Genomic DNA, 16,082 nt, shown 5'->3' with positions numbered 1-16,082 from the left:
GTAATAGTAGAGATTATAGAGAATGAACAAGAATAAGAACAGAGAAATATTGTAATTTTACTTGTTTCTTGAATAAAAATGTATTTTAGTAACATTTTTTGCTGAATCTCATCATTTCTTAATGACTGAAAGTAATTTGTATGAATTTTTTTTTGAAAAGTAAAGTGTAGAATCAATATAAGAAAAAGTCTTAGAAGCTCTTGATAAGTTTTAACAATAAGATAAAACCTACTTATTGCTATCTGAATTTTATAATATTGTTTTGGTAAAAAATTAAAATTACCAAATACGATAAAGTCTTGTGTGTTTTGTGCGTATATTTAATTCCATAGATTCTCGATATGCATCACATGCTGCCATCATACCAAAATCACAAGCACGTTTTTGATATTGTTGATATGATTCTTTATCTAATTTTTTATCATCAAGATACCCACAAGCAAGAGCAAATTTTTTCTCGCAAGCATTTTTACGATATTGAACAATCTTGTCTGCTTGACTGCTAAATTGTGTATCATTTTCATAAACAATCGAAAGCAAAAAACATTCAAGTGCCTTTCCTTCTGCACAAGAGTTTTGCACAGAATCTAAAATTGCTTGTGCTTTTTCTGGTTGATTATATTGTATATAATATTTTCGCATATACATACAACTCAAGGAGTCATCAAAATAGCAACCTTGCTGAAAAGATTCTAAGGCTTGTTGTAAGTTTTTTGCAACACCTCTTCCATCAACAAAAGCTAATCCTCGTAAGCCACAACTTAAACCAATACCACTTTTACATTCAAGCTCAAAATTATCCAAAATATGCTTACAGATATTAACATTTTCATAATAATAGCATTTACTAAAGAGATTCATTTTTTGCGATTGTGCAATATCATCTAGTATTTGTTTGGGAATCTCTTTCCACTGTGTTTCGGACTTGAGATTTATATTAGGGACCACATTGCTTTGCTTATTGGGTGTAGCACCACAACCAATAAGCAACAAGATAAGAATCTGACAACAAAAATACCACATAATAATACTATTATATCTGCTTGTATAATGAATGCTATATTGCATAAAAACCTCTCTTAATTAATATGTCGATAATTTTTAATAGCACTAAAATTATAATAAAAGTGATATAAAAAACTACTACTTAGTTTTTACATTAACAGATTTCAACATGGATTCAATATATTTATTTTCCTAATAGAATCTTTGAATTATCCTCAATAAAGAAATACTAAGATATTATTTTAAATATATTGATATTTTCAAATGTATATTTTACATAAATTGTTGCTGTAATAAAAATTGTCATATTCTATTCATCACATTAAATTTCAAAATATCATTTAATATTGACTTCAAGATTTCCTTGTGGTTTTAGAAAAATTATTCTATATTAGATTTGTTTTCAAGATTATTCGCTATAAGCTCTAAAGGATGCATAAATTTTGTATGCACATCATTACGCGAGAGCGAATCATCGATTTGCATACGGCATGCACTACACTCTGCACTTACAATATTTGCTCCACTTTTTGCAATATTTTGTGCTTTTTTATCACCAATAGCTTTTGCTAAGTGGTATTTTTCACTTTGTATAGTTACTCCACCAAATCCACAACATGCACTACTTTCATTCATTTCTTTTAATGTAAAATTTTTAAGGAGTTTTCTGGGTTCTTGATATATTTTTAATACTTTTCGTGCATGGCAAGGGTCGTGATAAGTAACCGTCACCTCTTCTTTTTTGCAAATTTTGAGAACCTCATCAAGATTTGTATAATCATGTAGCCATTTACTCGCCATAAAAGTTTTTTTTGTGAGGACTTCAAGCTTATCAAAATACTGCTTGTTATCAATGCCAAATACTTCAGATTCTATCTCCAAAGCATGATGCCAATCGCTTAGTAACATTGCGGAACAAGTTGCTTCAGGAATCAGCAACGCATCTAAATCCTCCAAAAATGGTAAAAGATAATTCAGATTCTTTTTAATCAATTTTGTAGTATTTTTAATATCTCCACTAAAGAATGCCGGAGCACCACAACATTCTTGCTTCTGTGGAACAAACGCATCGATACCTAATTTATCCAGAATTTTTAAAAGACTTATCCCTACATTCAAATAATTATAATTACTAAGGCAACCAATGTAGATTCCAACTTTCTTATTATTCGATGTTTGAGTATTGTTTATACTATGATTTTTTTTATATTGAGATTCTATTAATCCATGATAGGTTTGCAAGAAACTTTTTTTATTGAGTGGCGAAATAACTCTATCACCTATCTTCGGAATCTTAAATCGTATTTTTTTATATCCATCTTGAGTCTTAAAAATACATGGATTAAAATAATATCCCATTGAAAAAACAAAATTTAAAACACTTCTTTTTCCGAGCATATAAAATAGAATCTTTTTGTAAAAAGGAATTCCATATTTTTGGGCTATATCTACTCTTGCACGTTCAATTACAATATCGACAGGCAAACTCATTGGGCATTGTGTTACACAGGTTGTGCATAAAAAACAAGATTCTATAGAATCTTTAAGATTTAAATCCATAGAGAGTTTTCCTTCGGCATAAGCACTTACCAAATCAAGATAACCTCGAGGCGAAGTAATCTCATCGCGATTTACAGAATAAATTGTGCAGGTTGGAACACATTTCGCACATTTTACACAACTCATTGCACTTTTTTGTAATATGCTTATTTTATTGGATGTTGGAGAGCTGATTTCACTCATTGCCTATTATTTCTCCTCTTTAATATAATAAAGTCGTTTTATTCAGCCACAATATTAATGAATATATTTCGAGAATTTCTGATAACCATATCAAATACTACAAAAATAATATTTCAATCTTTTTAAAAAGTTTATTGATCAATATTATATTGTTTTGCTGAATCTTTTTGTTTGATTTTTATGCAAATACGAATCAAACACCATTGCGATATTTCGTATTAACATGCTTCCTGTAGGTGTGATTTTAAGGCTTCCTTGATATAATTCTAACAATCCCAAATCCTGCATTGGCTTAAGATTCTCTAATTCATTTTTAAAATATGTGTTAAAATCAATATTAAAAGTTTTTGAAATCGCATTAAAATCAAGCATTGAAGTATTCATAAGATTCATAATTATCTCTTTACGTAAAATATCTTCTTTGCTTAAAACAATACCCAATGCAACGGGTAATATCCCATTTTCAAGTGCATGTTCATAACTTTGAATATCTTTAAAATTCTGCGTATAATAATCCACTCCTTCGCCAATAGAAGTTAAACCCATACCGATAGTCTGTGAAAACCCTTTTGTTGTATAGCCTTGAAAATTACGTCGCAATTCTCCATTCCTTTGTGCGACACATAATTCATCATTTGGCTTGGCAAAATGGTCCATACCAATCATTTCATAGCCATTATCTGTAAGAAACTCGATTGTATTTTTTAGGATCTGGAGTTTTTGCAAGGGATTTGGTAATTGTTTCTCATCAATTTTTTGCATAGTTGCTTTTACCCATGGAACATGTGCATAACTGAATATCGCCAACCTATCTGGGGAAAGATTAAGGACATTTTCAAGTGTTTTGTGAAAGCTTTCTAGACTTTGATTTGGTAAGCCATAGATTAAATCAAAATTAATAGATTCAATGCCATGCTTACGAGCCATTGAGACACATTCTTGCACAAGTTCTTGGGATTGGATTCTATTAATACTTTTTTGCACTTTAGAATCAAAATCCTGCACTCCAAAACTTACACGATTAAAACCATTTTGCTTCAACACAATCATTTGTTCTTCATTAAAATGTCTAGGGTCAATTTCACAACTTATTTCACAATCGTTTGCAAAGTTCGGAAAAGTTTGCCTTATCATTTTAATGATTTCATCAAGTTGTTGTGCATTAAAAAATGTCGGCGTTCCACCACCAAAATGAAACTGCACGACTTTTTTTTCTGTATTCATTGCATTTTGAAGAATATGAAGCTCTTTTTGGAGATAATGTATATATCTTTCTTTTTTGCTTTGATTATTTGTATAAATGACATTACAACCGCAAAAATAACATGCACTTTTGCAAAATGGGAGATGTGTATAAAGCGAAAGTGGCTTATCATAGTATATTGTATCAGCACGATAAAAAGATTCTCTAAGTGTTGTTTCATTAAAAGTATTATGAAACTCATTCGCAGTAGGGTAACTTGTATATCTTGGTCCAGGTTGAGAATATTTTGCTAATTTTTCAAAATTAATTGTATTTGACATCAATATCCTTAAAATTATATTTTTATAAAAAATTACCCTCAATTTCTTTAACAGAATCTTATTACCTAAAACATTGTGAGATTATAGCAGAAAATGTTAAGAAGTTTGAGTAACTCTACTTTTTAAATAAAAATAAATATTTTTCAAAATCTGTTAAGATATAAATATAATTTTTGAAATATAAATCAAAAGTTCTATGATTTCATGTAAAATCATAGAAATGTTTGCAAATATACAAATAAATACTATATAATATAGCCTTATAACTATTTTATTTTGGTTGATAGTAAGCAAAAAGGAGGATTTAATTTATATGAAAAGAATATCAAATAATGTGCATAATGTCTTTTTATATGGATTATGCGGATTTTTCCTATTGTTTTTTTTAGCTTGCACAAGCAATTCTAATCCAAAACATTCACAAGAAACCGATAATGACATAAGTGGTATTATTCAACTACATAAAAATATGAATGAAAAACATGGTAAAACAGATGGATATTATGCGAATCTTGCTGTGGCTGACGGAGATTATGACAAATCATACCAACTTCATTATCAAGAATGTAAGCTGGGTTCTGTTATTGGCTGTCTTAATGCATATTACATTGGTGAAGAACGATCACTTAGGGCTTATGATAGCGATTCTTTTGCTATTGAATTTGATAATAGTATACATAAAAGCATCCATGCCTGTAAAAAAAATGAAAGCTTGGGTTGTGTAAATTTATTTTTTGCATTTGATGTATTAAATGATGATGATGAATTCGTCAAAAATATCGCCACAGAGGCTTTAGATGGACACAACAACGATATGATTGTAGATAAAGCACTTAATATGACAAAAAAAGAGTGTGAACAAGATGATGCTACTTCATGTTTCTTTCATGCAAGAATGTTACGCATTATGGATAGTTATGCTGATGTTGAATATTATATTGATAAGGGATTGGACTTGAGCTATGTTTTAGCACCATTTGTGCGACTACCTATGCAATCCCCTCAAACAATTGATTACTTCAAACGTTCTTGTGCGTTAAATGAGGCATTATCATGTCGTTATGTTGCATATTGGTTTGATAAATATGAAGATGATACATTGAAAGGAAAGCAATTTTATAAGAAAGCTTGTAATTTAGGACTAAACTCTGCTTGCGAAGAAGCGACAAAACCAGTTCGTGTACAAACAGACGAACTAGGATCGCCCGTTATTAACAGAAGATAGTATTTTAATCATTTCCTTAAACATAAAATACTTTTGATGAATTATCTAATGTCATAAAGTTGCAATAGATTTATTCATAGTTTTTGTTGGTTACTTTTCAATTTCGCTCTATTTTTCTAAATATTAGATAGAATCCATAAGGAGTAACCATGATATTCTTACCTTATAAATCCAATAGTTTGATACAAATCACGCAAAATAACCAAAGAAAAGTGGATATAACAGACAACTATAAGCATAGACAACACAAAAAAGGTTTACTTTCCTCTTTTAAAAGTCTCAAAATACAATGTAGTCATAGAAATCATACACTACAAACAAATCATTTGGCTTTGCAATCTAGCAAGGCATTTAGCATGATGGAATTGCTTTTTGTATTAGTTATACTTGGCATACTTGCAAGTTTAGCATTGCCTCGCATCAGTTTCTCTCGCACAAATGCTCTAGCTGTTGCTGTTGCAAATGACATTCAAACAATTATTTCAAGCACACAAGAATATGCTATTACAAATGAATTTCTTTTGCAAAATGCAAATCCACAATGGTTAATTTCTTATTTGAATCTCTCGCCACAACGATGGGTGGCAAATGGGGATTCTCTAAAAATTGCGAAAAATGGTGTCCCAGATACTCAAAATGACTGCTTAAGTATTCGTTTTGATGGTGTGAATTTTTTGCAAATAAATTTTAATCGCACACAAACTTCAAACCTTTGCCAAAATATTATCAAAAATTATGCAAATGATATACAAATACCACTTAACATTACATGGTAAATGAAACAATAAAAACACTTTTTATTAAAATGTAAGCATTGGTATCAACCAGAAATAATTACATGAATAGATTATGCCATAATAGCAAAACCCTATAACTAATAGAAACTACAATTGCACTTAAATAAAAACAATAAAAGATTCTATAAAATACTCTAAATTTTATATTCAAAAATCTCTTTACAAAAGCACATTGGAATCCTAAGAATCATCTTGATACAAAACTATCAAAAAAGGTTAACCCCCTTCATGGTAATATTTAGATTCTGAAATATTCAATATTTTTAAAGAAATATAAACTTTTAAATCTTATCTTTATATGAAATTGCTATAATTCTCTTATGTAGCATATTACTGAATATCCATAAGGATTTTTTATGAAGATACTTTTTACAGGTGCATGTGGTTATATTGGATCACATTGTGCATTGCAATTTCTAACACATACTGATATAGAAATTATTATCGTTGATAATCTTATAACAGGTTTTTTAAAAAATTATGAATATTTAAAACAAAGCTTTGGTGATCGTGTGCGTTTAGTTCGTGAAGATTTGGCAAATTGTGAAGAAGTATTTAAACAACATAAAATTGATACCGTTTTACATTTTGGTGCATTTATTAGTGTTGCAGAATCTGTAGAAAATCCAATACTCTATTACACCAACAATACAACAAAAACCCTTAAACTACTTTCTTACTGTGTAAAATACAAAGTAAAAAATTTTATCTTTTCTAGCACTGCAGCAGTATATGGTGAACCAAATCCAGATAAAATGCCCATTCCTGAAAGCTATCTGCCAAACCCAATTAATCCTTATGGATCAAGTAAGTTAATGATTGAGACTATGTTGCAAGACATTGCAGAATCTGATAAGATAAATTATGTTATTTTGCGTTATTTTAATGTTGCTGGAGCAAGTATGCAAAATGATTATACACACGAACATGCACTAGGACAAAGAGTAAAAAATGCTACACATTTAATTAAAATTGCATGTGAGTGTGCCTGTGGAAAACGCGAGGGTATGAGTATATTTGGAACAAATTACCACACAAAAGATGGGACTTGTATTCGTGATTATATTCATGTTGATGATTTGGCAATGGCACACATTGAAGCATTTCATCTTCTACAAGAAGCAATTGGTCCTTTTGGAGAGATTTTCAATGTAGGATATGGCATGGGATTTAGTGTGCGAGAAGTTATTGAATGTGTAAAAGATGTAAGCAAAAATTGTAACTTTAAAATATATAACTCGGGGCGAAGAGTCGGTGATTCAGCAGTGCTTATTGCAGATAATTCAAAGCTTTTAAAATATACAAAGTGGGAGCCACTTTTTAATGATTTACGAACAATCGTCGAAAGTGCTTATAGGTGGGAATTATTCTTAATGGCACAAGAAAGATAACTCTCTATAATACCATCAAAGATAAACCATCGATAAAAAACAATATTATTGATTGTAATCTTTGTAGAAGAAAATTTGGTGTCAAGAGGCTTTAAACTACTTTACCAAAATATACATCGAATTCTATGAGGTTACAAAAATTTTAAGAATAAAATGACAAATTTTAAAGATATTTGGATCTTAATCTACAATGTATGAAAAGCATAAAGACATTAAAAACATAGATAAAAACACTTAAGCAACACTTAATCGTTTTCTTCCTTTTGCTCGTCGTGCATTAATAACTCTACGACCATTCTTTGTTTTCATACGCTCACGAAAACCATGTGTTCTTTTTCGCGGTGTATTATGCGGTTGATAAGTGCGTTTCATATTAAACCTTTTGAATAAAATAAACTTCGCATTATATAATATTTTTGTTATTATTTCAAGGAAATTAATTTTTTTAATAAAATACATCACTAATGACAAAGTATTTTTTACAAATCAGAAATTACATGTTCGCCGGTCAAAATCATCAAACTATCATATGAAAGTCTTACAAAAATAGATTGTTATTGAAAATATGTTTGCAACTTCTCTAAAAACACTATATAATTGTATATTTAACATTTTCAAGGATATGGCATGACACAACACATTCTGATACAATCTATTATTTGTGGTTTTCTTACAACATATTTTCTCTTTGCAAACAATAAAACAGAATGGAATTACGATGGCAACACTTCACAAGATTGGGCAAATCTTAATCCAATGTATCTGGGTTGTGAAAATGGCAATCAACAATCACCAATTAATATTGTTACAAAAGCAGTGCAGCAAGGTGCAATTGAATTTAACCTCAAATATATGCCAGCAAAAGGTGTAAATGTAAGGCTAGAACATTCTACATTTAAAGTTACTTATCCTCAAGGCAGCTTCCTTGAAATGGTAGGCATACGTTACCATTTAAAAGAAATACATTTTAAGACTCCCGCAGAAAATGCCATTAACTCCTTATATGCTCCCATTGAAGTGCAATTTCATCACCAACATTCTAAGGGCAATAAAATAATCCTGTCTGTATTTTTTATGGAAGGACGATCAAACCCAACACTCGATCTTATTGTAAAAAATCTTCCTACACAAGAGAATAAATCTCACTTTATTACCAATATTGATGCAAATAGCTTTATACCAAATAGTCTTGATTCTTATCAATTTGACGGATCTCTTACCACACCGCCATGCACACAAGGAGTGCGATGGATTGTAATCAAACAACCAATGAGTGCAACACAAGATCAAGCAGATGCTATGCGTAATATCACAAAACCAAATGCAAGAGGAACACAAGATGTCGCTAATCGTCTTATTGCAGAATGATAAGCAACTAACTCACTCTAAAGATTGATTTGTATATAAACGCAACAAAGCGTTATATAATAATTTACATAGAAATTCAACAAATGCTCTCAATAATACTTATATCATATTAATATCAAAATGTTAAAATTTTATAACAAGATTCTAAAAGGAAATTATATGCCACAGACAATTACTGAAAAAATATTTACTGCTCATGTCGGACATAAAGTGTATGCTGATGAAATTATTGAATGTGATATTGATATGGTTATTGGTAATGATATTACTACACCAATTTCAATCAAAGAGTTTGAAAAAGTTGGAGCAAAAAAACTTGCAAAACCCCAAAATTTTTCTATTGTAATGGACCATTTTATCCCCGCAAAAGACATTGCTTCAGCCAACCAAGCAAGGATTAGTCGTGATTTTGCATTTAAACATGAATTAAAGAATTTCTTTGACGAACGCGATATGGGAATTGAACACGCACTTATGCCAGAAAAAGGACTTGTAGTAAGTGGTGATGTGATCATTGGTGCAGATTCTCATACTTGCACCCATGGTGCACTTGGTGCATTTAGCACAGGTATGGGTAGCACAGACTTAGCTTATGCAATGATTACAGGAAAAAATTGGTTTAAAATTCCACAAAGTAATAAAGTTGAATTTCAAGGAAAGCTACAAAAAATGGTAAGCGGGAAAGACTTGATACTTGAAGTTATCAGAATCTTAGGTGTTGATGGAGCACTTTATAAAGCATTGGAATTCTGTGGTGAAGGGATAGAATCTTTAAACATGGATGATAGATTCTCGCTTTGCAATATGGCTATTGAGGCTGGTGCTAAAAATGGAATTGTTGCCGCAGATTCTACAACAAAAGCATTTTTGGAAGAAGTTAAAATGCTTAATAAAGGATTGCGGAGCGAACCAATATTCCATTATAGTGATAATAACGCAAATTATATACAACATATAACAATCAATCTTGATACGCTTGAGCCAATGGTAGCATATCCATTTTTACCAAGTAATGGAAAAACAATTTCAGAATCTAGTAAAGATAAAATTGCGATTCAGCAAGCTTTTATAGGTTCTTGCACCAATGGCAGGTTAAGTGATTTAAAAATTGCAAGTGAGATTCTAAAGGGCAAGAAAATTGATAAAAAAGTGCGACTTATTGTAACACCTGGAACACAAAGAATCTATAAATTAGCATATGAAGCTGGATATATCCAAACCCTTTTAGATGCTGGAGCGTTGGTTAGCAATCCCACATGCGGTGCATGTCTTGGTGGTTATATGGGAATTTTAGGTGATACTGAAAAATGTATTTCTACCACAAACAGAAACTTTGTTGGACGCATGGGGGCTAGAACCTCTGAAGTATATCTTGCAAATGCGGCAGTAGTTGCACAAAGTGCGATTGAAGGAATCATAGCTGACCCAAGAACCTAATAAAAAATAATAACAAAGAAAAAGACTTTGGTGTATAAAAATTCTTAATAATTTCAAAATCACAGGATAACGCAATATACAAGTGATACCAGATGGAATGTTGTTTTATATCAAGTTGCTTTTAATTAATCTCCCATAAAGAAAAAGTAATGAGAAAATAGTAAATAACACAATAAAAAACCCGCAAAATAGCTGTTTTTGTTAAGAGAATATAAAATGCAAAAAATTTTATGATAGAATTTCCACTATATTTTATTATATTAAGGACATCTAATGATTCAAAAAATATTAAGTATATTTTTTTTCTGCTCCGTTTTCATGTTTGGTGGTGCTGGATTTGAAAGTGAGAGTTATCTTATTTGGATTAACTCAAAGTGTCCTGTAGCAAGCACGACCTGTAAGGCAGTAACTTACAATCAAACAAACAAAAGTAATAAAAAAACTATTATTGTGCAAGGTGGGGAACCAATTGTTGGGAATCTTTCGGGGAATCTCATTGGATATAAATTCTTTGATACAAAAACAAATCAATCTTTTGAATTATCGATGGATTTAAATGGTGAATATACATTATATGTGCGTGTTTTAGATGGAGTATCTCGTAGCGGTAAGGGCTTTAAACAAGAAAAAATAAAAGCACTAGATAAAGAGGTTTATTTGCAAAAGATTCAGAATCTAAAAAAATAATAATAAAGAGGTATAGCATCTAAATAAAAACTTCAATTTGTTTCCTTGTTTAATGTTATAGCTTCAAAAGCATATACAAACTTTACTTAAAAAATAGAAATAAAGAAATATTAAAGAGCCATTTAGTATTATAAGGTAGCTTGAAAAAATATGGCAAAATCTTTTACAATTATTTTTTATTGTTAGTATTTTTTGATTTTAGTTCTCCAAAAAATATTATGAGATTCTTCAACATCAGATTTTTCAACAATCAAATATTCTTAATCTTATGCTATAATAGTACATTTTTCAACCAATAATTTTCTAAAAGGTAAAATTATGGCACTTTCAATCGGAATTGTGGGATTACCTAATGTGGGCAAATCAACGACTTTCAACGCGCTGACAAAAGCACAAAATGCAGAGGCGGCAAACTACCCCTTTTGCACCATAGAGCCAAACAAAGCCCTCGTGCCTGTCCCAGATTCTCGCCTCAATGAGTTAGCAAAAATTGTCAATCCTCAACGCATTCAGCACTCTGTCGTCGAATTTGTCGATATTGCGGGGCTTGTGCGAGGGGCTAGCAAGGGTGAGGGGCTAGGCAATCAGTTTTTGGGAAATATCAAAGATTCTGAAATGATATTGCATATCGTGCGTTGCTTTGAGGATAGCAATATCACGCATGTAGAGGGACGCATCGACCCTATTTCTGATATTGAGATTATTGAGTTAGAGCTATTGTTTGCCGATATTGCAAGCTTGCAAAAACGCATAGAAAAGCTCCAAAAAGAGGGCAAAGCACAAAAGGGCGTGAGTAGCCAACTGATAATCGCACAAGAATTGTTGCAACATTTAGAATCTAATTCGCCCGTGAGGACTTTTGCTAAACGCGATGATGAGAGCTTTATCGCGCTCAATAAAGAGTTGCGATTTTTGAGCAATAAAGAAGTCATTTATGGTGCAAATGTCGATGAGGCGGGGTTAGAATCTGATAATGAATTTGTGCAAAAAGTGCGAGGATATGCAGATTCTAAAGGAGCAATAGCGATTAAGCTTTGTGCAAAAATCGAGGAAGAATTAGTAGGATTAGAGGATAATGAGAGGGCGGAATTTTTAGCGAGTTTGGGGTGTGAGGAGAGCGGACTAGAGCAAATTATTCGTGAGAGTTTCTCTAAGCTTGGACTTATTAGTTATTTCACCGCAGGAGTGAAAGAAGTGCGTGCTTGGACGATTAGACGCGGGGATAGTGCGCCAAAGGCTGCGAGTGTGATACATAAGGACTTTGAGAAAGGCTTTATTCGTGCGGAATGTATCGCGTATAGTGATTTTATCAAATATGGCGGCGAAGCTAAGGCGAAAGAGGCGGGGGCTATGCGGATTGAGGGCAAAGAATATATCGTGCAAGATGGCGATGTCTTGCATTTTCGCTTTAATGTGTAGGAGTTGTATATGCAAAATGACGATATTATAATGAAAAACGATATTATCCCCCCCCCCCCCATAAGTCATTAGATTCTCAAGAATATTCTTCTAACAACGATGAAATCACAATAGTTACAATGTATTATAAAGTGAATTTCAATCTAGACAGCCCGAGATATGAACGCACAACACAAAATTATCTCAATTGGTTTGGCTTTTTAACGGGTATTAAAAATCGCTTTATAATTTATGTTGATAGCATAGAAATTGCTGATGCAATATATGCTCTCCGTGCTAAACATGGTTTAGAATCTCAAACACTTGTGATACAAAAGAAATTAGATTCTTTTGCTCCTGATGATTATGAAAAAATGAAAAAACTTGATAGAACATTGTTTGCGTATGTTATGTATTGCAAAAGCTTTTGTGTGGTTGATGCCTTACAAAATCCACTAACAAAAGATTTTGTAACCGATAGGATTATGTGGCTTGATTTTGGATTTAATAAAAGCGATGATACCTTTAGAAAATCCAAGGATTTTGATTTTACCCTTGCCCCACAAACCGATTTGATTATAGATTCTAAAATCAATTTTTTTGCCTATTGGATAGATTCTCCCATTATTCTAATAGGTGGTCTCACTTATGGAGATAGAAAATCTTGGTTGCATCTTAATATGCGTATGCGAGAAGCTAATAAAGTAATGCTTGATTCTAATGTTGTACTTGAGGATCAAGGATTATATGGTTGCTTAGTTACAAAATATCCAGAAGAGTTTAATGTATTACAAACCGATGGTTGGTTTAAAACATTATTTTATTTTATACCAGAATCTAAACGCAAAAATATTAGTATTAAAGATACTTCTATTTTGCAAAAGACTTTCAATCAAGATAATATAGTTAAGTATATCCAAGATGTAGATATTTTTTCCAAAAAAGGTATACAGAAATTTTGGCGTAAAATGAAGCGAAGTGTTAAAAGACGCTACATGACGATACGCAACTTTTTTGAAGATTTAAACGATAGATGATTCAAAATACATAAATTGTTAAAAAAATAAGAAGTAAAAAGATTTTTTAAAAAATTTATCGTTACAACACAAGTCTCAAAAACAAAAAACTTAAAAAGAGAAGCAAAAAAAGAATAAATTTTTAGATAAATCATAATATTAAGAATATTATCGCAGAATCTCATCTATTAGAGGGCTTTTAACTTTCAGTTATTTCCCAACCTTTACACCCATATATCACAATGAATCAGGAAAAGTGTAGAAACCCTTTCATATACTTGCATAATGTGAAAATATATAACCCCCCCTACAAACACCATAAATGGATTACCATGAAACTTTATTATTTGGTGCAACCTTAATAATATGTGTACTTTCGTCCCATTTTACAACACCTGTTTTTAAGTCAGTAAGTATAAGGAGAAATGAATAGTCAATTCTTTGCTTCTTACCAACTCTGGTATTTTTTTGCACTATTTTTCCAGAAAGAGAAAGACTTGGAGCAATAAGATTCCCTTTTTCTTGTGTTGTGTATTGATTGAATTCTTCATTTTCACGAAGACCGCGAGATTTTTGTATCATATTATCAGTAATACCACCACTACCACTAATTGAAGTAGTGAGTTCAAACTTTCCACTTTTTCGCATTGCACGAGCAATTTTCGTTGTGAGACCTTGCACATCAACTTGTTGCATCGTATCATTAATTACATCAGAAATGGCAAGCACCTTTTTTCCTTCTAAATCAAGTACATATTCGCTATTGAGTAAGCTTTGCACACTTTTATGCACAGCAGATTCAATATCATGATAATCAATTCCTGTGCTTGTATATTCAACAGAATCTTGCGTATCAACATACGCCACCTTACCTCCACAACCAATAATACTGATACCAACAAGCCCGACAAAGGCAAATTTTATTAAATTTTTCATCTAATTTCCTTTCAAAACAAAGTGAGTGATAGTTCCATTATGTGTACGAATATATACTATATTATCCGTAGATGAACAAACTTTACTATCATAATTATATCGCTTAAAAACATTTATTCTACCATGTAAATCCTTAGGTTTTGCTTTAACTAATTCATTGAATTCCAAAGATCCTTGTAATCTATTCGCAAGTGAATTGCATTCAGCATTAACCTCAATGTTTAAAATTGGATAATTATCACCAAAAATCTCAATTTTTGAATCTGTATTTGGAATCCTTGCAACCCAAACACTATTTGGTAAAATAATACTTGAACGAGTATCTGTCCTTGTTATAGCACTAAAAGCAAGAGTTGCTACCAAACCAATCAACTGTCCATAGTCACCGCCAAATTGATTAACAGATTCTGTAATGGCAAATTTCACAATAGCCCCAATAATAGCACGTGTAATAATTGGAGTGAGTTGTTTTTCAAATTCACTTGCAAAAAGTTTAGACATTTGAGTAATCAAATCTGCATTTTGCGAATTGACTTTATAAGTAGAAAATTTTGCATATCCATTATCAAGATTGGGTAAAGCAAGGTTTACTGCATTAATACCACTTCCTATAAAAATCGGAAGAGAAAATTCATTTCCATATTTTCTTGCAATATTACCATCTTCAATAATAATCCATGTATAAGTAGGATAAGAACCTCGAGTATATCTACGAGATTCTAAAAGTTTCATATCATTTGCAATGATGCTTGCTTGAGTAATTCCATATGACTCCTTTAGCAAATCTTCAGATTTACTAAAATCTTTTTCAATCATAAAAAATAAACCAGAAACATAAGGGATTGTTGGGTTGATAAGATCCTGATAGATAGAAAAATTTTTGAGATTACTATATCGTTGATTCAAAATTGTATCAATATTTTCATCTGAAACATTTCTTTCATAATCCACACTTTCTTTTTTCTTATTTGCCTCCTCTAATGTTTTCTCCCGTGTTTTTTTAATTTCTTTTGCATAATAGTCTTTTGCCCTCCTTTGCCTATCATTTGCTCTATTGAATTCAATCCTTGCGTTGACATCATCTCCTATGCTTGAATAGGCTAAAGCCTTATAATAATTTAAAAGCACACCTTCATAAATATATCCTCTATATGGTATTGCCATGTCATTACTTAAAGCTACACCAATATTTGCCCCAACCCCAGCTAATAGTCCCTCACTTTCATAGGCTTTAAATGTTGTCTCTGCTCTTTCAAAATCCATAAAACTAAAATATGGACCAAAATAGCTAAAAGTTAAAAATGCTGATTGCATTTGCCATAAAAGCAAATCATTTGATTTTTTCTGTGTTGCTTTTTGCAACGTTTTATAAGTTTGGACATAATATTGCCCATCATATTCCCGTTTTACTTGTTCTTGATATTGTGAACAAGCACATAAAAACAAAAGAAAGAATGGTAGAAAATATAAATTTTTCAAGCTTCCCTCAATAATTGACACATTTTTTGCTTAATTACTTGGAATCTTAATATAATTTTGTGCAAAAATCAATAGT

Annotated in this window: 14 protein-coding genes; 8 read left to right on the top strand and 6 right to left on the bottom strand. The window is 31.3% G+C overall.

All coding sequences use genetic code 11. The annotated features are described in order from the left end of the window. Nucleotides 1–279 precede the first annotated feature (279 nt). The 3 genes from CQA53_RS05230 to hemN form a co-directional block, all read right to left on the bottom strand. Nucleotides 280–1,068 carry an SEL1-like repeat protein gene (locus CQA53_RS05230; protein ID WP_115542969.1) on the bottom strand — a complete coding sequence of 263 codons (789 nt, stop codon included), beginning with the start codon at nt 1,066–1,068 and terminating at the stop codon, nt 280–282. 318 nt (nt 1,069–1,386) lie between these two features. After that, nucleotides 1,387–2,748 (bottom strand): (Fe-S)-binding protein, encoded by a 1,362-nt coding sequence (locus tag CQA53_RS05225; protein WP_115542968.1) that lies wholly within the window; start codon nt 2,746–2,748, stop codon nt 1,387–1,389. 144 nt (nt 2,749–2,892) lie between these two features. Further along, complete coding sequence (gene hemN, locus CQA53_RS05220; RefSeq protein WP_115542967.1) at nt 2,893–4,272, bottom strand: oxygen-independent coproporphyrinogen III oxidase; 1,380 nt, start codon at nt 4,270–4,272, stop codon at nt 2,893–2,895. A 313-nt stretch (nt 4,273–4,585) separates the two neighbouring features. Between hemN and CQA53_RS05215 the strand changes: the two genes are divergently transcribed. From CQA53_RS05215 to galE, 3 genes are all read left to right on the top strand, one after another. Beyond that, nucleotides 4,586–5,497, top strand: a complete 912-nt coding sequence (locus tag CQA53_RS05215; RefSeq protein ID WP_245945681.1) for an SEL1-like repeat protein — start codon at nt 4,586–4,588, stop codon at nt 5,495–5,497. A gap of 149 nt (nt 5,498–5,646) precedes the next feature. Beyond that, nucleotides 5,647–6,273, top strand: coding sequence for a type II secretion system protein (locus tag CQA53_RS05210; RefSeq protein ID WP_245945680.1), 627 nt, complete (start codon nt 5,647–5,649; stop codon nt 6,271–6,273). Nucleotides 6,274–6,650: 377 nt separating this feature from the next. Further along, nucleotides 6,651–7,685: a UDP-glucose 4-epimerase GalE gene (gene galE, locus CQA53_RS05205; RefSeq protein ID WP_115542965.1), complete on the top strand. Its 1,035-nt coding sequence runs from the start codon at nt 6,651–6,653 to the stop codon at nt 7,683–7,685. Nucleotides 7,686–7,919: 234 nt separating this feature from the next. Here the strand turns inward: galE and rpmH are convergent, their stop codons facing one another. Beyond that, a complete protein-coding gene (rpmH, locus tag CQA53_RS05200; RefSeq protein ID WP_115542964.1) occupies nt 7,920–8,057 on the bottom strand; it encodes a 50S ribosomal protein L34 in 138 nt (45 codons plus the stop codon). A 255-nt stretch (nt 8,058–8,312) separates the two neighbouring features. Here rpmH and CQA53_RS05195 point away from each other — a divergent pair, with 255 nt between their 5' ends. The 5 genes from CQA53_RS05195 to CQA53_RS05175 all read left to right on the top strand — a co-directional run bounded on the left by CQA53_RS05195 (nt 8,313) and on the right by CQA53_RS05175 (nt 13,612). Further along, nucleotides 8,313–9,053, top strand: a complete 741-nt coding sequence (locus tag CQA53_RS05195) for a carbonic anhydrase family protein (protein WP_115542963.1) — start codon at nt 8,313–8,315, stop codon at nt 9,051–9,053. Between the two features lie 159 nt (nt 9,054–9,212). Beyond that, on the top strand, nt 9,213–10,490 hold the full coding sequence (locus CQA53_RS05190; RefSeq protein ID WP_115542962.1) for a 3-isopropylmalate dehydratase large subunit: 1,278 nt from the start codon (nt 9,213–9,215) through the stop codon (nt 10,488–10,490). A 273-nt stretch (nt 10,491–10,763) separates the two neighbouring features. Further along, nucleotides 10,764–11,177 (top strand): hypothetical protein, encoded by a 414-nt coding sequence (locus tag CQA53_RS05185; protein ID WP_115542961.1) that lies wholly within the window; start codon nt 10,764–10,766, stop codon nt 11,175–11,177. 318 nt (nt 11,178–11,495) lie between these two features. After that, nucleotides 11,496–12,596 (top strand): redox-regulated ATPase YchF, encoded by a 1,101-nt coding sequence (gene ychF / locus CQA53_RS05180; RefSeq protein WP_115542960.1) that lies wholly within the window; start codon nt 11,496–11,498, stop codon nt 12,594–12,596. A gap of 131 nt (nt 12,597–12,727) precedes the next feature. Further along, a complete protein-coding gene (locus CQA53_RS05175) occupies nt 12,728–13,612 on the top strand; it encodes a WlaTC/HtrL family glycosyltransferase (RefSeq protein WP_181882364.1) in 885 nt (294 codons plus the stop codon). Between the two features lie 306 nt (nt 13,613–13,918). Here CQA53_RS05175 and lpoB read toward each other — a convergent pair whose 3' ends face one another. Both lpoB and CQA53_RS05165 read right to left on the bottom strand, forming a co-directional pair. Next, on the bottom strand, nt 13,919–14,527 hold the full coding sequence (gene lpoB, locus CQA53_RS05170; RefSeq protein ID WP_115542958.1) for a penicillin-binding protein activator LpoB: 609 nt from the start codon (nt 14,525–14,527) through the stop codon (nt 13,919–13,921). Next, nucleotides 14,528–16,027, bottom strand: coding sequence for a hypothetical protein (locus CQA53_RS05165; RefSeq protein WP_245945679.1), 1,500 nt, complete (start codon nt 16,025–16,027; stop codon nt 14,528–14,530). Nucleotides 16,028–16,082: the final 55 nt, after the last annotated feature.

Origin of the sequence: Helicobacter didelphidarum (assembly GCF_003364195.1) — a bacterium.
Classification (GTDB): domain Bacteria; phylum Campylobacterota; class Campylobacteria; order Campylobacterales; family Helicobacteraceae; genus Helicobacter_A; species Helicobacter_A didelphidarum.
The sequence above is the reverse complement of the archived record's forward strand: the minus strand, read 5'-3'. Positions and strand labels throughout refer to the sequence as shown.